The sequence below is a fragment of the Mycobacterium venezuelense genome (genome assembly GCF_054919535.1).
On the sequence record NZ_JBONDW010000008.1, the window covers coordinates 93678 to 116871 of the forward strand.

Below are 23194 nucleotides of genomic sequence, written 5' to 3' on the forward strand. Positions count from 1 at the left end.
GACCGTGCACTGCATAGCAAATCTATGTAATATGTCCACATGCCCGCAGCAAGCACCGAGAATGTCACCGTGACTGACGAAACCGAACTCGGCGCCGATCTGCTGTCGGTTGTCGCCCGCCTCAACCGGTTGGCGACCCAGCGCACCCGGCTACCGCTGCCGTGGGCGCAGGCCCGGCTGCTGTCCACGATCGAGGACCAGGGTGAGGCGCGGATCTCCGACCTCGCGCTCCTCGACCACTGTTCGCAGCCGACCATGACCACGCAGGTGCGCCGCTTGGAGGACGCCGGCCTGGTGTCTCGCACCGCCGATCCAGGTGATGCGCGCGCGGTGCTCATCCGGATCACCGACAAAGGCAGGCAGACCCTCAACCAGGCGAGGGCCGATCGCGCCGCCGCGATCAACCCGCGGCTTGAGCGGTTGGACGCCGAAGACCGCCAAACCCTGGCCGATGCCGTCCAGGTCATCCGTCGGCTGTTGGCCGATGTCGCGGAGCACCCCGACAACTAGTTAGGAGCCCTTGCCCTTATGTGGCGCCAACCCAAAGCCGTTTGGGCCGTTGCCTTCGCGTCCGTCGTCGCCTTCATGGGCATCGGACTCGTCGACCCCATCCTCAAACCGATCGCCGACAACCTCAACGCCTCGCCGTCCCAGGTCTCGTTGCTGTTCACCAGCTATATGGCCGTCATGGGTGTGGCGATGCTGATCACCGGCGTGGTGTCGAGCCGTATCGGACCGAAACGGACCCTGCTGCTCGGCTTGGTGGTGATCATCGCCGGCGCCGGCCTGGCCGGATTGAGCGACACGGTGATGGAGATCGTCGGCTGGCGCGCACTGTGGGGCCTGGGTAACGCGTTGTTCATCGCGACGGCCCTGGCAACCATCGTCAACTCCGCGAGAGGCTCTGTGGCACAGGCGATCATCCTTTACGAGGCCGCGCTGGGACTCGGTATCGCGATCGGCCCGCTTGTCGGCGGCGTGCTGGGCTCCATCTCGTGGCGTGGACCGTTCTTCGGGGTGTCGGCCCTCATGGCCTTCGCGCTCGTGATCACCGCGTTCCTGCTGCCCGCCACACCACGCGCCGAGCGGGCGACCACACTCCTCGACCCGTTCCGCGCACTGCGCCATCGCGGGCTGCTCGGCGTCGCGGTCACCGCGCTGCTCTACAACTTCGGCTTCTTCACGCTCCTGGCGTTCACGCCGTTCCCCCTCGACATGACCGCGCACCAGATCGGGCTTATCTTCTTCGGCTGGGGTGTGGCGCTGGCGTTCACCTCGGTGGTCGTCGCACCGCGTCTGCAGCACCGCTTCGGCACCGTGCCGACGCTGATCGTCAACCTGCTCGCGATGACCGCAACCCTGGTCGTGATGGCGCTCGGCACCGACTCGAAGGCGATCCTGGCCGCGTGTGTCGTGGTCGCGGGCCTGTTCATCGGCATCAACAACACGCTTATCACCGAGACGGTGATGAAGGCCGCCCCGGTCGAACGCGGCGTGGCCTCCGCGGCGTACAGCTTCCTGCGGTTCAGCGGCGCGGCCGTCGCGCCGTGGCTTGCCGGTGTCCTCGGTGAGCAGGTCAGCGTGCACCTGCCGTATTGGGTCGGCGCGGGGGCCGTGCTCCTGGGTGCCGGCGTGCTGTTCGCGACGCGGTCGCACCTGACGGGCATCGATGTCGAGGAAGACGAACTCGACGAGCTCACCGACGAGGCGACGGCCGTCACAGTGGGCAGCGACAGTTAGGCTTTCGCACCAGGCATCGCGGGCGGCCGGGCAGAGCCGTGTGTCGTTCTGCCCGCTTGTGAGCGACAATGTCGCTGAAATCGCCTCTCATGCAACACTATTCACCCCGGTCCCACAGCTCCGATAACATTTGACACTCCAGCCCCGCCTGCCTCATGCGAACCGCAATTTCCTGTGCCCGCATACCAGCGACAAAGTCGCTGGTATGCGGGCACGTAACCGCTGGTGCCGAAGTGACACGGCAGTGTTGTTGTGTTGCAAGTGATTCGGCAATCTGGGACTGAAGCGGCCGGTGAGACGTGCGAGGCGGTTTCCGCGACATTGTCGCTAATAGCCGGGCAGGAGCGACCAACCGTCATCAACCGCGGTGCCCGCCTCACCGGCTCGCAAACCCGCTCACATCGCGAACAACAGGAATTGCGTGACCTGAGTCGGCGAGAAGTTGTCGTCGCTGACCATGATCACCGACTGGCGCCCGTCGGAAAGCTTGGGGCCCAGTGTGATTCCCTCGATGTTGTCCAGTGGGGTGAGCCCGGGCGTGTTGGTCAGATCGGCAAGCAACGTCTTGGTCAGTTGACCAGAGCCCTCGGTGACGCCGGCCCGGTAGACGCGCACCGCGACGTGGGTACCGTAGCCACGCTCGACCACCAAGAACGTCCCGTCGTCGAGCGCGACGAGATCGGACAGCCCGTTGTCGCCGCCCAGCCCGGCGCTGACCGGGTCGAGTGGATAGGTGTATTCGCGATCGTCCGCGCCGGTGTCGACGCCGTACCGGGTGATGCGGGTGATCGCACCGTGCTGCTCGTCGGGCAGCGCGCCGTCCTGGTAGACCGGTCCCTCCATCGCAGCCCACAGATAGCGGCCGTCCGGGGTGAGCGAAAGCCCTTCCAGCGCACGGTTCTGCCTGGCGCCGCGATCCGGGGCCGACATCTTCAGCGGGTCCGGCAAGGCGAACTCACCAATGTAGGCGCCGTCGAGGCCCGCGATACGCACCCAGGGATCGAGCTGAATCCCTCCGTCGCTGCGCTCCCCCTCGCTTGTCCAATACAGCCGGCCGCGGCGGGCGTCGTACGCGATACCCTCGGGATCCGGCGGCACCACGGGCGGGCGGGCTTCGGCGTCCAGCGGCCCGAACGGCTTACCGTTGCGGTCCAGCCAAGGATGCGTGCCAACGAAGTCGACGTGGTCCATGCCATTGTCGGACAACGCGATCCGTGCGGTGTAGAAGCGGGCCGGGTTTTTCGCCGAACGATCGTCGCTGACGACGTAGTAGAGCCCGGCCGCGGCGTCGTAGCTGATCCCGGACAGCCCGCCGATCACGGTGCCGTCGAACGTCGCGCCCGGCGCGATCCGTTGCTGGCCCAGGTACTCGAACCCTGGCGCGGCATCGGCATCGGCATCGGCATCGCAGCCGGTCAGCAACAGCACAACGGCGAGCAGTGTTCGACGCAGCATCACGTCGTGACAGTACCGACCAAAGTGCCGACGACATAGGTGGCCGCGATCGCGATAGTGCCGAACATCAACTGCCGCAGCGACGCTGACCACACCGGCTTCCTGGTGAACTTGGCCGCGACCCCGCCCGCGATCAGCAGGCCGACCCCACCGCAGGCCAACCCGGCCCACAGTGATTCGAAGGCAAGCAGATACGGGATCAACGGGACGATGGCGCCGATCGCGAACATCAGGAACGACGACACCGCCGCCGTGATGGGTGAGGGCTTCTCCCGCGGGTCGACGCCCAGTTCCTGCACCAGATGGAAATTGAGTGCGCGATTCTCGTCGCGGTGGATCTCGTCGGTGGCTTTCTGCGCGGTGGGCTCGGTCATACCCATCGCAACCAGCATCCCGACCAGTTCAGCCTTCTCAGCCTGTGGTTGCTTACGGAACGAGCGCCGTTCGACCCGAACCTCGGAGTCGATCTGCTCGTTGGCGGTGGTCACCGACGTGTACTCGCCCAGTGCCATGGAGAACGCGCCGGCCAGCAAGCCCGCAACACCGCTGAGCACGACGGTCTGCGCGCTGGCACTGGCGGCGACACCGGCGATCAGCGCGGTGTTGCTGACCAGGCCGTCCATGGCGCCGAACGTCGCGGCGCGCAACCAGCCGCCCGTCACGTCGGCGTGTTTGTGGTCGATGGTGTGTGGCATTCCGGTGGGCGACAGCGGCCCGAGCCGATCGGTCATAGGCCCGATTCAACGCCCACGCGTTTTCACCGTTCCACTCAGGTTTACCTGCGTTGGCGGGCGCACGCGTTACCGTCGGATATGACCTCCACAGCCGAACATCTGCGCAACACGCTGGACGGCCGCTGGCGCGACGTCAAGAACGCCATGCGGACCAACCTGTCGAACGAGATATTCCGGCCGCACTACACGCCCAATACGGTCATTGCCAGGGCGAAGGTGACCGAGCAACTCAAGATCATGGCGGCCGCGGGCGCAGCCGAGGACGGGTTCCGCAAGGAACACGGTGGCAACGGCGATGTCGGCGCTGCAATCACGCAGATCGAGATGCTCGCGATGTCGGATCTGTCCCTGATGGTCAAGGCCGGCGTGCAGTGGGGGCTTTTCGGCGGGGCCATCGAGAACCTCGGTACCGAGCGCCACCACAAGGCCTACGTCCGCAAGCTCATCGACCTCGACCTGCTCGGCTGTTTCGCGATGACCGAAACGGGCCACGGCAGCGACGTGCAATCCCTGGAGACGACCGCCACCTACGATGCGGTGACCCAGGAGTTCGTGATCCACTCCCCCACCCCAACGGCACGCAAGGACTACATCGGCGGCGCCGCCGAAACCGCGCGCGTCGCAGCGGTTTTCGCACAGTTGATCACCCCCGACGGCGTGAACCACGGTGTGCACTGTCTGGTGGTCCCGATCCGCGACGAGATGGGCAACGACATGCCCGGCGTCACCACGTCGGATTGCCACTACAAGGGCGGGCTGCCCGGCGTCGACAACGGCCGCATCGTGTTCGACAACGTTCGGGTGCCGCGCGAGAACCTGCTCAACCGTTACGCCGATGTCTCGCCCGACGGCACCTACAGCTCACCGATCGAGAACGCGGGCAGGCGGTTCTTCACCATGCTTGGCACCTTGATCCGCGGTCGCGTCACGGTCGGCGGCAGCGCGGCCGCCGCGGCTCGCGTGGCACTCGACATCGCCGCCCGGTATGCGTTGGAACGCAAGCAGTTCAGCGCACCCGACGGTGAGGACGAGGTGCTGATCATGGATTATCTGGTGCATCAGCGCCGGCTGCTCCCGCTGATCGCCAAGTCCTATGCCCTGCAATTCGCGCAGAACGAGCTCGTCGCGAAATGCCATGAGCTGCAGACCTCGGACAATCCCGATCCGGAGGAACAACGCGAACTGGAGGCGCGCGCCGCCGGTCTCAAGGCCGCCAATACGTGGCATGCCAGCAAGGCCATCCAGGAGGCCCGCGAAGCCTGCGGTGGCGCAGGCTATCTCGCCGAGAACCGGCTGATCGCGCTGCGCGCCGACACCGATGTGTTCACCACCTTCGAAGGCGACAACCACGTGCTGACGCAACTCGTCGCCAAGGAGCTGCTGACGGCCTACGCCGACGACATCAAGGGCATGAGCCCCGTCGAGTGGGTGCGCTTCGCGGCGAACTTCGCCGGTGAGCGGGTCCTCAAGCGCACCGCCGCCGAGACGATCATGCAGACCATCCTCGACAGCCGTCAGGACAACGAGGAAGAGGGCAGCCTGTTCAACCGCGGAACGCAGGTCAAGATGTTCGAGGACCGCGAGGCGTACATGCTGGCGTCTGTGGCACGACGGCTCCAGGGCAAGGCCAAGGAGATGTCGGCGTTCGATGCGTTCAACACCGTGCAGGATCACGTGCTGCATGCCGCGACCGCCCACATCGACCGAATCGTGTTGGAAGCGTTCGTCGCCGGCATCGACGCGTGCGAGGACGACACCGCACGCGAATTGCTGAACGATGTGTGCGATCTGTACGCGCTGTCGGTGATCGAGGACGACAAAGCCTGGTTCATCGAGCACCGGTATCTGTCCACCGAACGCGCCAAGGCCGTCACGCGCGGAATCAACGAGCGCTGCCGCAGTTTGCGGCCGCACATCGAGACGCTCGTCGACGGATTCGGAATCCCCGAGCAGCTGCGCTATGCGGCGATGCTCGACCCCGACGAGCTGGTCAACGGTTAGGGCTTCGGGAGCGGGTCGACGGCAACCAGCTTGCCGTCGTCCCCGATCCGGAACCGTACGGTCGCGATCCCGGTCGGGGCCTTCGGTGAATCCTGCCCCTGCTGCCACTGGTAATTCACGACGACCGTGTCGTCGGCATTGGTGACGACGTTGATGTAGGGCCGCGGCTCGGGAGTCGCAGGGCCGAGCGGGGTCTGCCGGTCGAAGAACAGCAGCTGCCCCGGGCTGTTCGATTCTGGATTGGTCTGGCCGACCTGCACCCAGTACAGCCGGCAGTTGCTGGTGTGGCCCTCGTTGGTCTTCGTCCACTCCGAACCGGCCTTGGGCGCGGGCAGCTTGGCGATCTCCTGCGCCACGGTGTCGGCGCTGGGCCCGTCAGCCGGTGTGCAGGTGTCGGGCTTGGGCGGCGGCGCCGACGGTGGGCTCCACCCACACCCCACACCGAGGAAACCGAGGGACAGCAGCACCGCGCTCAGCCGGGACAACCGCATGCCACCGAGCTTACGGGGCGGGTTCGCGGGACCGGCGCAACGCGGCGATCGATCGGATACGCCAGGCGGTCGCCGTCAGCTAAGTACGGCCTGTCAGGCTGATCACCTAGCGCTACAGTGACTGCGCTGGCACCGACTGAAGGAGACACACTGATGGCCTGGTTCCTCGCCATGGAAGGCCCCGCCAATAAGGCCGTGCTGTACCAACTGCAGGAATCGGTCGACACCGACAAGCTCGCCGAGGAGATGCTGAGCTCGGCGACCCTGGACCGCGCCGTCGCGGTGCCCGCGGTGCTGCAGAACAACAAGCAGCATGTGACGGTGTACGTCCGGCCGGCCGCGTGGGGTGTGTGGACGTTCTACCAGCTGACCGAGGAGGAGCGGAAGGCGCTGGCCTCGGCCACCAATCCGCTGGTGGAGGCGCTGGCTCAGGCCGCGCGCCAAAAGCAGAACCGGCCGCAGTCCTAATCTGCCGCGATGTGCCAGCCGCGGGCGCGCGCGTACTGGCGATACAGCCGGGCGTAAACCCCCGCGGACTCCATCAACTGTGCCGGTGACCCGGTTTCGACGACCCGTCCGCCGTCCAGCGCGATGACCTGATCGGCCGCCTCGAGGGTGGCCGGGCGGTGGGCGATGACGATCATCGTGCGGCGCGGGTCGGCCGCCAGTTCGGCGATGGCCGCGCCGACGGCCGCTTCGTTCTCGGGATCGAGTGCCGACGCGGCCTCGTCAATGAGCACGATGCGCGCCTGCTTGAGAAACGCGCGGGCAATCGACACCCGTTGACGCTCACCGCCGGACAGTTGCGCGCCGCCCTCGCCCACCCGGGTCGCCCATCCGTCGGGCAGCCGGTCGATGACCTCGTCGAGAGCGGCGGCGCGCGCCGCGGCATGCAACTCGGCCGCGGTCGCCTCGGGCCGGGCCAAGCGCAGGTTCTCCTCGATCGTGGTGTCGAACAGGTAGACGTCCTGGAAGACGATCGCGATTTCGCGCAGGAGCGCGGTGTGGTCGTAATCGCGGACGTCGACGCCGCCGATGCGTACCGACCCGGTGTCGGTGTCGAACAACCGGGCGATCAGCCGCAGCACCGTCGTCTTCCCCGACCCGGACGGGCCGATGAGCGCCGTCGTGGAGCCGGCCGGACAGGAGAACGACACGTCGCTGAGCGCGGCGTTTCCGCCGTACCCGAAACCGGCACCGCACAATTCGATGCCGACGTCGTACACGACGCGGCGCGGCCGAGGCGATTGCGGCAGTGGGTCGAGGCGCAGGAAATCGTCGACGGTGGCGACGAGATAGTCGAGCGCACCGATGCCGCTCACGTGACCGCCGAGCGCGCCGAGCGGTTCGGTGAACCGCACCGCGAGGATCAACAGAGCGACGGCGTCGGCGACCTGTAGTGATCCGTCGAGCACGAATGTCGCCGACAGCGCGAGCGTGGCGACGAAACCGGCGGCCACGACCAAGGTGTAGAGCTGATCGGGCCACAACAGCCGGTTCAGGCCCCTGGCATAGCGTCTGCGGTGTTCGTCGAGCGCGGCGCGCATCTGCACGGTACCGGTACGCCCGCGGCCCGCCGCCCGGATGACCGACTGCGCCTGACCGTATTCGACTGCCCGCCCGGCGATTTCATTCCCGGCGGCTTCGATGTCGGCGACCACACCGACCGTGCTGCGGCGACAGTTCCGCGCCGCGAGCAATGCGGCGGGCAGCGTCAGTGCCAGCACCAGCCCGAGCCGCCAGTCGACCAGCAGCGTGACCGCGGTGAGCGTCACCGCCACGCTGATGCAGTTCACCGCGGGCCCGGCCACCACGACGCTGACGTGCCCGACCTCGCCGGCCACCGACGTGGCGGTCCGCACGAACCGGCCCTTGTTGTCGCCGCTGAACCAGCCCATCGGCAACACGTTGAGGTGTTCGATGAGCCTGCCGCGCAACTGCGCGGTGGTCTCCCCCGCCGCGACGAATCCGACCGTCATCGTCCGCACGTTGAGCCACCAGTAGATCAGCACGCCGGCTCCCGCGGCGCCCAACCATGGTGCGGCTGCGGCGAAATCGGGCTGCGGCGCCAGCAGGGCGCGCAGGATCGGAACCAGCGCGCCGAGCAGAAGTCCCTGCGCGACACCGAGTACCGCCTGCAGCGCCGCGACGTGCAACAGCGGGCGGGGGTCGGTCACGATGGTCAGTAGCCGGCGGATCATGCCGCCACCCCCTGCTGTGCGCGCCACAATCTGGCGTAGAGCCCGTCGCGGGCGAGTAGCGCGGCGTGGGTGCCGGTCTCGGCGATACGGCCACCGTCGAGCACGACGATCTGGTCGGCGCCGACGATGGTGTGCAGGCGGTGGGCGATCACGATGACCGTCTTGCCGATGATGAGTTCGGCGAGCGCGTCGTGCACGGCGACTTCGCTGTCCGGGTCGAGCGCGGCCGTCGCCTCGTCGAGCACCACGATCGGTGAGCGCGCCAGGATGGCCCGGGCGATCGTCAATCGCTGCCGCTCGCCCCCCGAAAGACCGCCCCCGTCAGCTTGATTCAGCACAGTGTCGTAGCCGTGCGGCAATCGTTCGATGACGTCGTGGATCTGCGCGGCCTTCGCCGCGACGCGCACCTCGGCGTCGGTGGCCCCGGGCCTGCCCAGCCGGATGTTCTCGGCGACGGAATCGCGGACGAGCACGACGTCCTGGAACACCAGCGACACCGCCGACAGCAAGGCGGTCGACGACATGTCGCGGATGTCGACCCCACCGATGCGGATGGCCCCGGACGTGACGTCGTAGAACCTCGGCACCAACGTCGCCAGCGTGGTCTTGCCGGCCCCGGACGACCCGACGAGCGCCGTGACCGTGCCCGGACGGCAGGTCATGGTGATGTCCCGCACGGCGTCGGTGGTGCCGTCGTAGGAGAATCCGACATGGTCGAATTCCACACCGAACTCGTTGGGGCTCTTGGGCATCTGCGGCTCGGGCAGTGCGGGTGTCGAGAGCAGCCGTTCGATGTTGCCCGCGGCCACGCGAGCACCGCGCAATGCGATCGACCCGTGGATGAGTTCGGACAACGGCGCGGCGAGTCCCACCCCCACGACGAGGAACGGGATCAGGTCTGCCATCGCGAGCCCGCCCGAGCGGACGAGCACCAACCCGGCGACTGTCACGACCGCGAGCACCGTCACCTCCGCCGCGAGGATGTGGCTGGCCGCGGTGCTGTAGCGAACCTCGGCGACCCAGGCTCGGAAGGCGTCGCGATAGTCGCGGACCGCCCGCGTGAATCTCTCCAATGCCGTTGTGGCACCGAACGTTTTGGCAACGGCGATACCGTCGGCGTATTCCACTGTCGCGCCGCTGATCCGGGTCTCGGCCGCGATCAGCTTCTGGGTGTGTTCCGGCATCGACCGCATTGCGAGCCGGTAGGTCAGAAAGGCGATCACCGGCACCGCGACCGTGACCGCCGTCATCGGCGCGTCCACCGATATGAGATAGCCGATCGCGACGAGCGTGACGGTGACCGCGCCGACGAGCTCGCCGAGGGCATGCGCGAACAGCACGTGCATGGCTTCGAGGTCGACGGTCATGACCTTCTTCATCTGGCCGGAGCCCGAGGACCGGAACCAGCCCAGCGGCACGACGCCGAGACGGTCGACGATGCGCTTGCGGAGGTGGTGCAGCATCCTGGCGTCGGCGTGGTGGCCGATATGGGAGGCCAGGCCGAGGCAGACCAGGCGTGCGGCGGCACCGGCCGCCCCGATGCCGATCCACAGCCACACGTGGCTGTCCGAGCCCGCCAGCGCGTGCCGAGCGATCTCGGCGATGGCGATATAGGGCAGTAGCCCGGTCGTCGCGGCGACGGCGGCCAGCAGCGCGCACGCGATCAGGTTGACGTGCACCGGGCGCAGCATGTCAGCGGCGGCGCGGTAGCTGACGGGTAGTGCGGGAGGTGGGGCGACCTCGGGCATTGTCGGCGTCCTCTCATAGGGAAGGCTGCCCTAAGTCTTGAAGTTGAAGTCGACTTCATGTCAACTGCTCCACATGGACGAGAATCGACGTGGCGCGCACGTGCAGATCGGTGAGGCCGCCGCCCTCTACGGGCTCGCACCGTCGGCACTGCGCTGGTGGGAGAAACAGGGCGTATTGCCCGAGCCGGACCAGAACGGGGGCAGGCGCACCTACAGCGAAGCTGACCTGCGCCGGATCGGGCTGGCCTATCTGTGCGCGGTCACCGGACGGATGCCGCTGGACCAGGCCGCCATCGTGACATCCGGCGATACGCAGAACGGCGAATGGCTGGAGGCGGTGCGGGGCCACATCAAGCGGCTCGACGAGCAGTGTGCGCGATTACAGGCTGCGCGGAACTACCTGACGCATTTGCTGCTGTGCACGTCTGACGATCCGACAACGGATTGTCCGTACCTGGATGAGGAGCTGGTCAAACACACCCCGCGGGGGCGGTTCGCCGAGGCGGACCTGATCGATGCCGCCCGGCGATCTCGTACCTTGCTCCCCCGGCTGGACTCGAACCAGCAACCCTTCGGTTAACAGCCGAATGCTCTGCCAATTGAGCTACAGGGGACTGCCTTTCCGCGGATCTCCTCCGCGGCCGAGCGTTGACTCTAGCGTACTGACCGCCGCCGCCGCCAATGCGATCCCACACGGGCGAGTCGACGCGTCGGTGAGGCAGGATGGACACACACAACTGTCGTCTGGGAGGAACGCTGTGATCCGCTATGCCGCCGTGATCGCCGTCGGCTACGTGCTCGGCGCGAAGGCCGGCCGCCGTCGCTACGAGCAGATCGCCGGCACCTATCGCGCGGTCACGTCCAACCCTGCCACCCGGGCCGTCATCGACGCCGGGCGGCGCCAGATCGCGCGCCGCGTGTCGCCCGATCCCGAGTTCGTGACGATGACCCCCATAGACGCAGAAACGTCGGTGCTCTCCGTGGAGAACACCGACGATTCGGTGAAGGCCAAGCGCGGCTGGTGAGCCCTAGCCGATGCTCTGATTGATCGACGTGCCGGGAAGCAGCGGGCCGGTGCTCAGGCCGGGGTTACCGCTGCCGGGCGCGCCGATGGAGACCGGCGGGATGCCGCCGACCGCGGGCTGACCGTTGGAGTACGACAGGCACTTGCCGTCCTCTTTGTTGCCGAACCAGGCCAGGCAGGCCGGGGCGGCAGTGACGTCGGACTGCGGGGTCGTGGCGGCGAGGAAGGCCGGGGCGGCCACTGCGGCTGCCGCAAAAGCTCCGACTGCGACGAAGCGCCGCGTCCGGTTGCTGAACTGTGTCACCAGGTTGCCTTTCTCAGCTCGTCCAAAGATCGGCTCCACCTTATCGTGATGTGAGCCGTCACGCAGTGAGGTCGTCGCCGCTCGCTTGTTCCAGCAGGCTGCGGCGGTAGGACTCCATCGCGACGAGGTCACCGAACAGTGCGTGATATTCGTCTCCCTGCTCGACCGGCGACATCCGTTGCAACTTGGACTTCACCTCGGCGATCTGACGGCCCACCCAGACCTCCTGCAGGCGGGCCAGCACGCTGCCGATGTAGCGCGGGAGCTTTTCGTCGTCTTCGACGTTGATCGCTTCCACGCCGAGCTCGTTGACGAGGCTCGCGGCCGCAGGAGACGACGTCTGCTCGCGCACGGCTTCGATCCACTGCGCCCCGGACGCGCCCGACGCTGTGCCACCTGCCGCCTCCATGGCGGTGCGCACGGCGGCATAGCCCGGATGCGTGAAGCTCTCCACGGTCAGCGAGTCGAACACCGGACCGGCAAGCGCCGGATACTGCAGGCCGGCCTTGAGGGCCTCCCGCTGCGGCCACAGTGTGGGATCGCTCGGGTCAGGCCGCTGCACGGGGGGTGGTTTGGGCCGGGCCTGCGGCTCGGCGCCGGCACGACGGCCGTCGCGGCGGCCACCGCTGGCCTCCTCGCGCACGCGCCCGATCACCTGTGCCACGTCGTCCCAGCCGACCCAGCCGGCGAGCTGGCGGGCGTACTCGTCTCGCAGTGTCGGGTCTTTGATCCGGGCCGCCATCGGCACACACCGGCGCAACGCGGCCACGCGGCCTTCGGCACTGTCGAGGTCGTGTTCGGCGAGCGCGCTGCGAATCACGAACTCGAACAACGGTGTTCGTCGGGCCACCAGATCCCGCAGCGCGCCGTCACCGGAACGCAACCGCAGATCGCATGGATCCATACCGTCGGCCGCCACCGCCACGAATGATTGCCCGGCGAGGTTCTGCTCCCCCTCGAACGCCTTGACCGCCGCGGCCCGGCCTGCGGCGTCGCCGTCGAACACGTAGATCAACTCACCGCGAAAGAAGTTGTCGTCCATCATGAGTCGCCGCAACATCGACAGGTGCTGGTCACCGAACGCGGTCCCGCACGAGGCCACCGCGGTGGTCACCCCGGCCAGGTGCATGGCCATCACGTCGGTATAGCCCTCGACGACGACGGCCTGATGGCCCTTGGCGATATCGCGCTTGGCGCGGTCGAGCCCGAACAGCACCTGAGACTTCTTGTAGAGCACGGTCTCCGGCGTGTTGACGTATTTGGCCTGGTTCTGGTCGTCGTCGAACAACCGGCGCGCACCGAAGCCGATGGTCTCGCCCGACGACACCCGGATGGGCCACAGCAGGCGACGGTGGAACCGGTCCATCGGGCCGCGCTTACCCTCCCGGCTGAGCCCGGCCGCTTCCAGCTCCTTGAACTCGAAACCCTTGCGCAGCAGGTGCTTTGTCAGCTTGTCCCACCCCGACGGGGCGAACCCGCAGCCGAACTGGGCGGCCGCTGCGGCATCGAAGTTGCGTTCGGTCAGGTACTTGCGGGCCTCGGCGGCCTCGTCTGACTGCAGAGCCTCGGCGTAGAACTCCTGGGCGGCGGCGTTGGCCGCCAGCAAGCGGCTGCGGCTGCCGCGGTCGCGCTGCACGTTCGTGGTCGACGCGCCGGTGTAGGTGACGGTGTAGCCGACGCGGTCGGCCAGGAGCTCGACTGCCTCGACGAAGCTGACGTGCTCGATCTTCTGGACGAACGCGTAGACGTCACCGCCCTCGCCGCACCCGAAGCAGTGGAAGTGACCGTGATTGGGCCGGACATGGAACGACGGTGATTTCTCGTCATGGAACGGGCACAGCCCCTTCATCGAGTCCGCACCGGCACGCCGCAACTGCACGTAATCGCCGACGACATCCTCGATGCGGACTTTGTCACGGATGGCCGCGATATCGCGATCAGGAATCCGGCCGGCCACCGGCCTAGTCTATGCGTGCCGGAAACTCCGGTTGAACGGGTTTGCCCGCGGCGGGGAGGGACGCAGATGAGCTTCGGCGGATACGGCGGGCCCCCGCCACCACACACCTTTTCGGCGCCGCCACCCGCAGCACCGGTCAATCCCCTGTCGACGCTGTCGATCGTGTTCGGCTTCGTGTTCGCCCCGGTCGGCGCCGTACTCGGCCACCTCGCGCTGACACAGATCAAGAAACGTCGCGAGCGGGGTCGCGGGCGGGCGGTGGCCGGACTGACCATCTCCTACTGCGTGATCGTTGCCGCAGTAGTCGCGGTGGTGGTGTGGGCGGTGCTACCCGGCAAGTCGGACAACCCTGCGACGTCGGGGACGTCCGCGGCCGAGAGCGACAAGTCGGCCAAGCAGTTGCTCTTGACCGGGAGCGAACTCGGTGAATTGCTCGGCGAGACGTTCGAACCCGTCCCCCAAGACGCCGTCGAGGGCGGCATCGACGACATGGCCGAGACCTCGAGTTCCCAGGCCGGTGCCGAACCGTACGACTGCATCGGTCCCGTCGTGGTGGCCGAGAGGAGTGGTTACGCCGACGCCGATGTGCAGGACTTCGCGCGTCAAGTCTGGCGCGGCTCCGACGGGGTGGTCAGGAAGGTCGACGAGGCCGTCATCGAACTGTCGACGCCCGAGGAGGCTCAGGCGGTTTTCGATGAGATCAAGGCGACGTGGCAACGCTGTGACGGCCAGACCGTCACCTATTGGGGTACCGAGATACCCGATGCCGGGCACCTGACGCACAAGATCACCGATATCCGGACCGAGGAGACGACGCTGGCCGCGACGGTGTTGTTCGGGCGCACCAGGAATGCGCAGACCAGTCCCAACGCCCGGGCCGTCACGGTCGCAGGCAGCTACCTGGTCGAGACCGAGATCTCGTTCGACGACGGGAAATCCACCGAGGTCGCCAACCCCGAGACGAGTGGTGTCGACGTGGCGTGGGCGATTGCCGACAAGATCGGCGCCTGAGGTTCTTCAGTCCAACGGCCGTGGCGAGCGCGCTTCGTGCACTCGTTCCAGCCGCCCCTCGGTGTAGGACGCGATCTGGTCGATCACCACCCGCAGCCGGGCACCGTCGTCGTCGGCCGCGGTGAACTCCGGCTCGAACTGCGGGTCGAGACTGCCGGGTGCCTGTGCCCAGAGCGCCAGGGCCACCTCATGGATGAGCGTGCGCTGGTCCGCTTGTATCTGCAGGTGCCGATGGTCGGACATGATGAACTGCAACGCCAGCATCTTGAGCACCGCGACCTCGGCGCGCACGAGGTTCGGCACCGCGAGATCGGTGTCGAAACGCTTGAGCGGGCCGTCACCGGCCACCTCCCGGGTCTCGGTGATCGCCGCGCTCGCGAACCGGCCGACGAGCTCACTCGTCAGGCGTTTGAGCGCGACCGAGGCCGCAAGCGTTCCGTCGTATTTGCCGACGCCCGCCACGACAGGCATCTCCGACAGACGCTGTGCGGCGGCCAGCAGTTCGTCATGCGTCACCGTCGGGAAGGACTCGGCGCCCAGGCGCGCGAGCGACTCGGCGGCGTCGGCGTCCGCGAGCACCCGCAGATCGATGCGGCCCGAGATCACGCCGTCCTCGACGTCGTGCACGGAGTAGGCGACGTCGTCGGCCCAGTCCATCACCTGCGCTTCCAGGCACGGCCGCTCGGCAGGCGCACCGTCGCGCACCCAGGCCGCGGCGTCGAGGTCGTCGTCGTAGAACCCGAACTTCTTGCGGCCGCCGTATCGCCGCCACGGGTATTTCGTCACCGCGTCGAGCGCGGCTCTCGTCAGGTTCAAACCCGCCGAACGGCCTTCGCCGTCAAGGACTTTCGGCTCAAGCCGGGTGAGGATCCGGAAGTTCTGCGCATTGCCCTCGAACCCGCCGAAGGCGTTGGCGATCTCGTTGAGCGCACGCTCGCCGTTGTGACCGTAGGGCGGGTGCCCGATGTCGTGGGCCAGCCCGGCCAGGTCGACGAGGTCGGGATCGCACCCGAGGCCGATCGCCATGCCGCGACCGATCTGGGCCACCTCAAGCGAATGCGTCAGGCGAGTCCGTGGGGTCTCGCTCTGCCGCGGTCCGACGACCTGCGTTTTGTCGGCCAGCCGCCGCAGCGCGGCACTGTGCAGCACCCGCGCCCGGTCCCGGGCGAAGTCGGTGCGGTGCTCGGCATCGGTCCCGGGCAGCGCAGCACCTTTCGGCGCTTCGGCCACCAAGCGTTGCCGGTCGAAGTCGTCATAGTGGTCGTGCCTTACCGCGTTCACCGGGGCACAGTCTGCCAGGACACGCCGCCCAACCCGTGCAGCGCATTAGATTGACCGTCATGCGCATCGCCCGTCTGCTCAGCATGCTGCTCGCGATACTGATAACCGCGTTGCTCGCTGCGCCCGGCGCCGCGGCCGAACCACCACTGCGGCTCGCGACCCAGCTCACCGACAACGCGGGCGCCCTCTCGAGTTCCCAGCGCGCCGGCGTGCAACGAGCCCTAGACCAGCTCTACGACGACCGCCGCATCCAGCTGTGGGTCGTGTTCGTCGAGGATTTCTCCGACCAGAATCATCTCGGCTGGGCACAGAACACGATGCAGTTGAGCGACTTGGGTGACGACGATGCGCTGCTGGCGGTCGCCACGCGAGCGCGTTCGTTCGCATTCCAGGTTCCGGACACGCTTCCCGGCGGCAACTCCCGAGCCGAGGAGATCCGGCGCGACAACATCGAACCGGCGCTGCGGCGCGACGACTGGGCGGGCGCAGCGATCGCGGCCGCCAACAATCTGAACGCCGAACCGGCCGCGCCGCAATCCAGTGTGTCGTGGCCTGCGCTGTTGATCGCCCTCGGCGTGCTGCTCGTGGCGGGCGGACTGCTCTGGTGGTGGTCGCGCCGGCGCCGCGCCAAGCGCCGCAAGGCCGAATTCGAGGCCGCGAAACGCGTCGACCCGACCGACGCCAATGCGCTTGCGACGGTGCCGCTGGAAGCGCTCGACGAGCTCTCCCGCTCGATCGTCGTCGACGTCGACAACGCGGTGCGTACCAGCGAAGCCGAACTCGAACTGGCAGTCGAAGAGTTCGGCCCCAAGCAGACCGAACCCTTCAGCCGGGCTCTGTCCAACGCGAAAACCGCCCTGGCGCAAGCGTTCAACGTGCGCCAGATCCTCGACGACGACGCGCCTGAGACACCGCTGCAACAACGCGATCTGCTGACCCGGGTCGTCGTGGCGGCGGCAAGGGCCGACCGTGAACTCGATGCGCAGAGCCAGGCGTTCGAGCAGCTGCGGGACCTGGTGATCAACGCCCCGGCGCGGCTCGACACCATGACGCAACAGATGGTCGATCTGACGGCGCGGATGAATCCGTCGGCGCAGACGCTCGATGGGTTGCACAAGCAGTTCGACGCCTCCGCACTCAGTTCGGTGGCAGGCAACGTCGACGCCGCCAAGGAACGGCTGGCGTTCGCCGACCGCAACATCAGCAATGCCCGCAATCTGGTGGCCCGGCCGGCAGGCGATCAGACCGGGTTGGTCGACTCGGTACGTGCGGCGGAGTCCGCGCTCGATCAGGCCCGCACCCTGCTGGACGCGGTCGACAGCGCGGCCACCGACATCAATCGGGCGCTGGCCGGGCTTCCCGCCGCGATCACCGACATCCAGGCCGGTATCGACCAGGCGAATACCCTCCTGGCACAAGCGGGTACGCCACAGACCGACAAGCTCTCGACCGCCCGCGACGCGGCCGCCAAAGCCGCCGACGACGCCAGGGCCAACGGCAACGCCGACCCGCTGGGCACATTCACACGGTTGACGCAGGCCGACGCCAACCTCGACCAACTACTCGCCAGCGTGCACGAACAACGCGAAGCCGCAGAACGCCTGGCGCGCACGCTGGAGCAGGCACTGTTCACCGCCCAGTCGCGCATCAAAGCGGTGTCGGACTTCATCGAGACGCGGCGCGGCAGCATCGGCCCGGAGGCGCGTACCAGGCTCGCCGAAGCGGGCCGACAGCTGCAGGCCGCCGAGGCCAAACGCGCCAGCAATCCCAATGAGGCTGTCGCGCATGCCAATGGGGCCTCGACGCTGGCCGCTCAGGCGCAGGGCTTGGCCAACGACGACGTGCGCGCGGCGCAGCGCTCCTACACGTCGCATTACGGGGGCGGCGGCGGGTCCGATATGGGCGCGGTGCTGGGCGGCATCATCATCGGCAACATCCTCCGCGGCGGCTTCTCCGGCGGTGGAGGGTTCGGCGGGGGCTACGGCGGAGGGTTCGGCGGCGGCCGCGGCATGGGCCGGCCGACGTCCTACGGCGGGGCATCCCGCTCGTCCGGCCGCAGCTACAGCGGCGGCGGCGGCCGGTTCTGAGCGCGCGGCTCAGCAGCCCTTGAGCCGCACCGCCAGGTAGTCGGACACCTTGTCGAGTGCGACGCGTTCCTGGGTCATGGCGTCGCGCTCGCGGATGGTGACCGCGTTGTCTTCGAGCGTGTCGAAATCGACTGTCACGCAGTACGGTGTGCCGATCTCGTCCTGACGGCGGTAGCGGCGGCCGATCGCGCCGGCGTCGTCGAATTCCACGTTCCAGCTCTTGCGGAGCTCGGCGGCCAAGTCGCGGGCCTTCGGTGACAGGTCGGCGTTGCGCGACAACGGCAGCACGGCCGCCTTGACCGGCGCCAACCGCGGGTCGAGCTTGAGCACCGTGCGCTTGTCGACACCGCCCTTGGCGTTGGGCGCCTCGTCCTCGGTGTAGGAGTCGACAAGGAAGGCCATCAGCGAACGCGTCAGGCCCGCCGCGGGCTCGATCACGTAAGGCACGAAGCGGGTCTCGGTGGCTTGGTCGTAGAACGACAGATCGACGCCGGAATGCTGTGAGTGGGTGGACAAGTCGAAGTTCGTGCGGTTGGCCACGCCCTCGAGCTCACCCCACGGGTTACCGGCGAATCCGAACTTGTACTCGATGTCGACGGTGCGGTCGCTGTAGTGCGACAGCTTCTCCTTCGGGTGCTCATAGAGCCGCAGGTTGTCGCGGTTGATGCCCAGATCGACGTACCACTCCAGGCGCGTGTCGATCCAGTACTGGTGCCACTCGCCCGCGGTCGACGGCTCGACGAAGAACTCCATCTCCATCTGCTCGAACTCGCGGGTGCGGAAGATGAAGTTGCCCGGTGTGATCTCGTTGCGGAAACTCTTACCGATCTGGCCGATGCCGAACGGCGGCTTCTTGCGTGCGGTGGTGACCACGTTGGCGAAGTTCACGAAGATGCCCTGCGCGGTCTCGGGGCGCAGATAGTGCAGCCCTTCCTCGGTCTCGATCGGGCCGAGGTAGGTCTTGAGCATCATGTTGAAGTCGCGGGGCTCGGTCCACTGGCCCTTGGTGCCGCAGTCCGGGCAGACGATCTCGTCCATCGGCACCGCGTCGGGGTCATCGAGACCTTTCTTCGCCGCGTACGCCTCCTGCATGTGGTCCTGCCGATGCCGCTTGTGGCAGTTCAGGCACTCGACCAGCGGATCGTTGAACACCTCGACGTGACCCGAGGCGACCCACACCTGCCGCGGCAGGATGATGGCGCTGTCCAAGCCGACGACGTCGTCGCGGCCGGTGACCACCGAGCGCCACCACTGACGCTTGATGTTCTCCTTGAGCTCGACACCGAGTGGCCCGTAATCCCATGCCGACTTGGTGCCGCCGTAGATCTCGCCCGACTGATAGACAAGGCCACGGCGTTTCGCCAGGTTCGCAACGGTGTCGATGATGGATGCCACGGTGCAACAGCGTAGCGACCGGCGGCCTGCCACTGATAATCCGCCGCACCGGCCCGAACTGTTGACATGCATCAACGCGCATGTATTCTGGCCGCATAATGAAAACGATTTCCAGTTTGGCAGACGATCAGCACGCTGACGCGCATCAGCATCACGGCGCGCCGGCTCCCGAACTGCCGCCGCGCGAGGTCCTCGACACCGCGGGTGAGCTGCTGCGCGCGCTGGCCGCGCCGCTGCGAATCGCGATCGTGCTGCAACTCCAGCAGTCCCAGCGGTGCGTGCACGAACTGGTCGACGCGCTCGGCGTGCCGCAACCTCTGGTCAGCCAGCACCTGCGCATCCTGAAACAGGCCGGCGTGGTGTCCAGCGAGCGGGCCGGCCGTGAGGTGCTCTATCGGCTGGTCGATCACCACCTCGCACACATCGTCGTCGACGCCGTCGCGCACGCCGGCGAGGACCGCCGGTGACGGGCGCAGTCCGGTCCACCCGCCAGCGGGCGGCCATTGCCGACCTTCTCAACGAGACCGACGGGTTCCGCTCCGCCCAGGAGCTACATGATGAGTTGCGCCGCCGCGGCCAGGGCATCGGCTTGACGACGGTGTATCGCACCCTGCAGGCCATGGCGACCGCAGGCGTCGTCGACACCTTGCGGACCGATACCGGAGAGTCCGTGTACCGGCGGTGCTCGGAACACCATCACCACCACTTGGTGTGCCGCGCGTGCGGTTCAACCGTCGAAGTGTCGGGTCCCGACGTCGAGACGTGGGCTGCCGACGTCGCCCGCGAGCACGGATTTTCCGACGTCAGCCACACGATCGAGATCTTCGGCGTGTGCGGTGAGTGCGTCGGCGCCAAATAGCCGTACGCGTCTCGGTGGCAGGTACCGGTGCGCCCGGCTATTAGCGACAAAGTCGCGGAAATCGTCTCAGCAGTCCCAATGGGAGCATGAGCCTCATGGGCACAATCACACTAAGCACTCCTATGTCGGTGCGCCACAGCGGCCTCAATTATTAGGTGTCCGCCCTGCGCGCGACTTTGTCGCTGTAAGGCGGGCATGCCGAATCGCGTGACGCACGTGGCCAGCGGGCCATGAGTGGCAGCTGTTATCCACGGCGTGGGGCTGAAGCGAATGATGTTACGCACGAAGCGTTTTCCGCGACTTTGTCGCTGATAGGCGGGCCGACCGGATACACCCAGCCGCTTCTAAACCGGGTTGCGCACCAGCGCCAGCACAGTGTGTTCGGTGAGTGGCGCCAACTGGATGTCTCCGGGTGCATGCGGATCAACCCAGGCCATCTCCTCGATCTCGGCCTGGGGCGCAGGAGCGCCGTCGAGTGCGACCGAATAGAGATGAGCGTCGACGACGTGGCCCGGTTCGTTGGCCGCGGCCGCGGTGTAGCGGCCCAGTGCCCGAGCCGTCGTCGTATCGAAGCCCGTGCCGAGTTCCTCGTAGACCTCGCGGGCGAGCGCCTGCAACGGCTCTTCGCCGGGCTCGATCTTTCCGCCGGGTTGCATGAAGGCGGATGTGCCGCGCTTGCGGACCACGAGCAGGCGATTGCGCTCGTCGAGGACCACGGCCGCGACGATGCCGATGACCGAAGTCACGATGTGAGATCCCGGCGCACGTCCGCACCGGTCGCCAGGACCATCAGGATGAGGGTGCGCAGTGCGTCGTCGGTGAGCCCGGCGGCCGGGAAGTTGTACCGCAGCATGACGTCGGCGACCTTCTTGGCCGCCCCCTTGCGCACCGCGCCCTTGGGCGTCGCGCCGTTGGTGGGTGTCTCGACCAGTTTCTCGACCAGCACCACCGTGCCCAGCATCGTGCGGCTGGCGTGCGCGGCGACGCGGTCACGAATCTTGTTGTTGAGCGGCAGATCCCAGGCCAACGGCTGGGTCAGCGAAACCATCTCCAGGTCCTCGGCAATCGCGACCACCCGCACCGACGCCACCGACCCGTCGACCGTCACGGTCAGCGCGTCGTCCTCCTCCTCGACGACGGACATCACCTCGCCGAGCACCGAGGACAACCGATGCAGAAGATCGGGCATCAGGCCCTGCCGAAGCGACGGTTGCGGTTCACGTACTCCTCGCACGCCGCCCACAGATCACGCCGGTCGTAATCCGGCCAGAGCTTGTCCTGGAATACGAACTCGGCGTACGCGGCCTGCCACAGCAGAAAGTTACTGGCCCGCTGCTCGCCGGAGGTACGGATGAAAAGGTCCACGTCGGGGATGTCGGGGCGGTGCAGGTGTTTAGCGAACGAGGCTTCCGTGATCCGGCTCGGGCTGATCTTGCCGGCCACCGCTTCCTCGGCGAGTGCCCTGGTGGCCTCGACGATCTCGGTGCGCCCGCCGTAATTCACGCAGTAGTTGATGGTGATGACGTCATTATCGACCGTCATCTGCTCGGCGATGTCGAACTCCTTGATGACGCTGCGCCACATCTTGGGCCGCGAGCCGACCCAGCGCATCCGCACACCCATGTCGTTGAGGTTTTCGCGACGCCGCCGCACCACCTCGCGGTTGAACCCCATCAGGAAGCGCACCTCCTCGGTGCTGCGCTTCCAGTTCTCGGTGGAGAACGCGTACACCGTCAGATGCTTGATGCCGATCTCGATCGCACCACACGTGATGTCGATGAGGACGGCCTCGCCCATCTTGTGGCCCTCGGTGCGGCCCAGCCCGCGCTGTGTGGCCCAGCGTCCGTTGCCGTCCATCACCACCGCGACGTGGTTGGGCACCTGATCGGCCGGGATCTGCGGAGCAGCCTCTTTGGAGGTGTGCTGCGGCGGGCGGGCGAAGCGGCCGTTGGTGCCGGCCGGGATGTCGGGGAAGATGACCGGCCAGGTCGACTTGTCCGGGAAGGTCGGATAGTCGTCAGGCGCCGGGGGCAGCTGTGGGTAGGTGGTCTTGTCCCGCTTCCCGTCCCGCTTCAAAGCCATGCGCCATATCCTGCCTGACCAGCGCCGCCCGCTGATCGGCGACCGTGCGATCGATCCGGTACACGCGCTCGACCAGAGGCAATGTGCGTAGCTGACGCTCCAGATGCCACTGCAGATGCGCGGCGATGAGGCCACTGGCCTGGCTGCGGTGCCCTGGCGATGTCGTCTCGGCGTACTCCCAGTCGCCGTCGTGCAGTGCTGACATCAACTCGAGCACGGCCTGCGGCGGGGTGGCCGAACCGCTGGGCCGACAGTGCACACACACGCTGCCGCCCGCCGCGACGTGGAACGCCCGGTGCGGGCCGGGTGCGGCGCATCGCGCGCACTCCGTCAGCGCCGGAGCCCAGCCGGCAACCCCCATCGCCCGCAACAGATACGCATCGAGCACCAACTCGCGCTCACGGGACCCGTCAGCAATCGCGCGCAGAGCCGAAACGGTCAGCCGATGCAGCGCAGGCATCGGCGCCCGCTCCTCCCCGGCGAGCCGCTCGGCGGTCTCCAGCATCGCGCACGCACTGGTGTAGCGGCCGTAGTCGCTGACGATGTCGGCCGCGAACGCATCGATGGCCTGAACCTGGGTGACGATGTCGAGATTGCGGCCCGGGTGCAGTTGCACATCGATGTGGGCAAACGGCTCCAGCCGTGCACCGAACTTGCTGCGGGTCCGTCGCACGCCCTTGGCCACCGCGCGCACCAATCCGTGGTCGCGGGTGAGCAGGGTGACGATCCGGTCGGCCTCGCCGAGCTTGTGCTGGCGCAGCACGACCGCCCGGTCACGATACAGCCGCATCGTGACAGTCTCGCATCATGGCCTGACAAGTTCC

The 23194-nt window shown here is 67.3% G+C and carries 22 protein-coding genes, 1 tRNA gene and 1 pseudogene; 10 read left to right on the forward strand and 14 right to left on the reverse strand.

What is annotated here, in order from left to right; genetic code table 11:
• Positions 1-39 precede the first annotated feature (39 nt).
• Together ACRCUN_RS15050 and ACRCUN_RS15055 are read left to right on the forward strand one after the other, a co-directional pair.
• Positions 40-510: a MarR family winged helix-turn-helix transcriptional regulator gene (locus tag ACRCUN_RS15050; RefSeq protein ID WP_462142444.1), complete on the forward strand. Its 471-nt coding sequence runs from the start codon at positions 40-42 to the stop codon at positions 508-510.
• Positions 511-528: 18 nt separating this feature from the next.
• Positions 529-1740 carry an MFS transporter gene (locus ACRCUN_RS15055; protein ID WP_462142445.1) on the forward strand — a complete coding sequence of 404 codons (1212 nt, stop codon included), beginning with the start codon at positions 529-531 and terminating at the stop codon, positions 1738-1740.
• A gap of 396 nt (positions 1741-2136) precedes the next feature.
• Here ACRCUN_RS15055 and ACRCUN_RS15060 read toward each other — a convergent pair whose 3' ends face one another.
• Both ACRCUN_RS15060 and ACRCUN_RS15065 read right to left on the reverse strand, forming a co-directional pair.
• A complete protein-coding gene (locus ACRCUN_RS15060) occupies positions 2137-3195 on the reverse strand; it encodes an esterase-like activity of phytase family protein (protein ID WP_462142632.1) in 1059 nt (352 codons plus the stop codon).
• Positions 3195-3926, reverse strand: a complete 732-nt coding sequence (locus ACRCUN_RS15065) for a VIT1/CCC1 transporter family protein (protein WP_462142446.1) — start codon at positions 3924-3926, stop codon at positions 3195-3197. The genes ACRCUN_RS15060 and ACRCUN_RS15065 overlap by 1 nt, the downstream gene beginning before the upstream one ends.
• A gap of 81 nt (positions 3927-4007) precedes the next feature.
• On the opposite strand from ACRCUN_RS15065, the gene ACRCUN_RS15070 reads away from it, so the two are divergent.
• Positions 4008-5930: an acyl-CoA dehydrogenase family protein gene (locus tag ACRCUN_RS15070; RefSeq protein ID WP_462142447.1), complete on the forward strand. Its 1923-nt coding sequence runs from the start codon at positions 4008-4010 to the stop codon at positions 5928-5930.
• Here the strand turns inward: ACRCUN_RS15070 and ACRCUN_RS15075 are convergent.
• The gene (locus ACRCUN_RS15075) at positions 5927-6421 is read right to left on the reverse strand and encodes an LppP/LprE family lipoprotein (RefSeq protein WP_462142448.1); all 495 of its coding nucleotides are present in this window, start codon (positions 6419-6421) and stop codon (positions 5927-5929) included. The two genes, ACRCUN_RS15070 and ACRCUN_RS15075, sit on opposite strands and share 4 nt — an antisense overlap.
• 153 nt (positions 6422-6574) lie before the next feature.
• Between ACRCUN_RS15075 and ACRCUN_RS15080 the strand changes: the two genes are divergently transcribed.
• Positions 6575-6889: a hypothetical protein gene (locus ACRCUN_RS15080; protein ID WP_085148818.1), complete on the forward strand. Its 315-nt coding sequence runs from the start codon at positions 6575-6577 to the stop codon at positions 6887-6889.
• Here ACRCUN_RS15080 and ACRCUN_RS15085 read toward each other — a convergent pair.
• Both ACRCUN_RS15085 and ACRCUN_RS15090 read right to left on the reverse strand, forming a co-directional pair.
• The gene (locus tag ACRCUN_RS15085) at positions 6886-8622 is read right to left on the reverse strand and encodes an ABC transporter ATP-binding protein (RefSeq protein WP_462142449.1); all 1737 of its coding nucleotides are present in this window, start codon (positions 8620-8622) and stop codon (positions 6886-6888) included. The genes ACRCUN_RS15080 and ACRCUN_RS15085 overlap by 4 nt on opposite strands.
• On the reverse strand, positions 8619-10370 hold the full coding sequence (locus ACRCUN_RS15090; RefSeq protein ID WP_462142450.1) for an ABC transporter ATP-binding protein: 1752 nt from the start codon (positions 10368-10370) through the stop codon (positions 8619-8621). The genes ACRCUN_RS15085 and ACRCUN_RS15090 overlap by 4 nt, the downstream gene beginning before the upstream one ends.
• Before the next feature lie 100 nt (positions 10371-10470).
• Between ACRCUN_RS15090 and ACRCUN_RS15095 the strand changes: the two are divergent.
• A pseudogene (locus ACRCUN_RS15095) lies at positions 10471-10896 on the forward strand (helix-turn-helix domain-containing protein); the annotation flags it as partial.
• 15 nt (positions 10897-10911) lie between these two features.
• Here the strand turns inward: ACRCUN_RS15095 and ACRCUN_RS15100 are convergent.
• A tRNA-Asn gene (locus ACRCUN_RS15100) sits at positions 10912-10984 on the reverse strand.
• A gap of 144 nt (positions 10985-11128) precedes the next feature.
• Between ACRCUN_RS15100 and ACRCUN_RS15105 the strand changes: the two genes are divergently transcribed.
• Complete coding sequence (locus ACRCUN_RS15105; RefSeq protein WP_462142451.1) at positions 11129-11395, forward strand: hypothetical protein; 267 nt, start codon at positions 11129-11131, stop codon at positions 11393-11395.
• A gap of 3 nt (positions 11396-11398) precedes the next feature.
• Here the strand turns inward: ACRCUN_RS15105 and ACRCUN_RS15110 are convergent, their stop codons facing one another.
• Together ACRCUN_RS15110 and dnaG are read right to left on the reverse strand one after the other, a co-directional pair.
• Entirely contained in the window at positions 11399-11698 is a 300-nt protein-coding gene (locus tag ACRCUN_RS15110; protein ID WP_462142452.1) for a DUF7155 family protein, read from the reverse strand.
• 58 nt (positions 11699-11756) lie between these two features.
• The gene (gene dnaG / locus ACRCUN_RS15115; protein ID WP_462142453.1) at positions 11757-13655 is read right to left on the reverse strand and encodes a DNA primase; all 1899 of its coding nucleotides are present in this window, start codon (positions 13653-13655) and stop codon (positions 11757-11759) included.
• Between the two features lie 66 nt (positions 13656-13721).
• Here dnaG and ACRCUN_RS15120 point away from each other — a divergent pair, with 66 nt between their 5' ends.
• The gene (locus ACRCUN_RS15120) at positions 13722-14666 is read left to right on the forward strand and encodes a sensor domain-containing protein (RefSeq protein WP_462142454.1); all 945 of its coding nucleotides are present in this window, start codon (positions 13722-13724) and stop codon (positions 14664-14666) included.
• 6 nt (positions 14667-14672) lie between these two features.
• On the opposite strand, the gene ACRCUN_RS15125 is transcribed toward ACRCUN_RS15120, so the two are convergent.
• A complete protein-coding gene (locus ACRCUN_RS15125) occupies positions 14673-15947 on the reverse strand; it encodes a deoxyguanosinetriphosphate triphosphohydrolase (protein WP_462142455.1) in 1275 nt (424 codons plus the stop codon).
• A 59-nt stretch (positions 15948-16006) separates the two neighbouring features.
• Between ACRCUN_RS15125 and ACRCUN_RS15130 the strand changes: the two genes are divergently transcribed.
• Complete coding sequence (locus tag ACRCUN_RS15130) at positions 16007-18034, forward strand: TPM domain-containing protein (RefSeq protein ID WP_462142456.1); 2028 nt, start codon at positions 16007-16009, stop codon at positions 18032-18034.
• A 9-nt stretch (positions 18035-18043) separates the two neighbouring features.
• Here ACRCUN_RS15130 and ACRCUN_RS15135 read toward each other — a convergent pair whose 3' ends face one another.
• On the reverse strand, positions 18044-19429 hold the full coding sequence (locus ACRCUN_RS15135; protein ID WP_462142457.1) for a glycine--tRNA ligase: 1386 nt from the start codon (positions 19427-19429) through the stop codon (positions 18044-18046).
• A 98-nt stretch (positions 19430-19527) separates the two neighbouring features.
• Here ACRCUN_RS15135 and ACRCUN_RS15140 point away from each other — a divergent pair, with 98 nt between their 5' ends.
• Together ACRCUN_RS15140 and ACRCUN_RS15145 are read left to right on the forward strand one after the other, a co-directional pair.
• The gene (locus tag ACRCUN_RS15140) at positions 19528-19896 is read left to right on the forward strand and encodes an ArsR/SmtB family transcription factor (RefSeq protein WP_067852068.1); all 369 of its coding nucleotides are present in this window, start codon (positions 19528-19530) and stop codon (positions 19894-19896) included.
• On the forward strand, positions 19893-20288 hold the full coding sequence (locus tag ACRCUN_RS15145; RefSeq protein WP_462142458.1) for a Fur family transcriptional regulator: 396 nt from the start codon (positions 19893-19895) through the stop codon (positions 20286-20288). Before ACRCUN_RS15140 ends, ACRCUN_RS15145 begins: the two co-directional genes overlap by 4 nt.
• A gap of 344 nt (positions 20289-20632) precedes the next feature.
• Here ACRCUN_RS15145 and ACRCUN_RS15150 read toward each other — a convergent pair whose 3' ends face one another.
• Genes ACRCUN_RS15150 through recO form a run of 4 tightly spaced genes read right to left on the reverse strand, consistent with a single transcriptional unit; the run spans position 20633 to position 23160 of the window.
• Complete coding sequence (locus ACRCUN_RS15150) at positions 20633-21034, reverse strand: NUDIX hydrolase (protein WP_462142459.1); 402 nt, start codon at positions 21032-21034, stop codon at positions 20633-20635.
• Positions 21031-21477: a hypothetical protein gene (locus ACRCUN_RS15155; RefSeq protein ID WP_462142460.1), complete on the reverse strand. Its 447-nt coding sequence runs from the start codon at positions 21475-21477 to the stop codon at positions 21031-21033. Before ACRCUN_RS15155 ends, ACRCUN_RS15150 begins: the two co-directional genes overlap by 4 nt.
• Positions 21477-22364, reverse strand: coding sequence for a decaprenyl diphosphate synthase (locus tag ACRCUN_RS15160; RefSeq protein WP_462142633.1), 888 nt, complete (start codon positions 22362-22364; stop codon positions 21477-21479). The genes ACRCUN_RS15155 and ACRCUN_RS15160 overlap by 1 nt, the downstream gene beginning before the upstream one ends.
• The gene (gene recO, locus ACRCUN_RS15165) at positions 22306-23160 is read right to left on the reverse strand and encodes a DNA repair protein RecO (RefSeq protein ID WP_462142461.1); all 855 of its coding nucleotides are present in this window, start codon (positions 23158-23160) and stop codon (positions 22306-22308) included. The genes ACRCUN_RS15160 and recO overlap by 59 nt, the downstream gene beginning before the upstream one ends.
• Between the last annotated feature and the right edge of the window lie 34 nt (positions 23161-23194).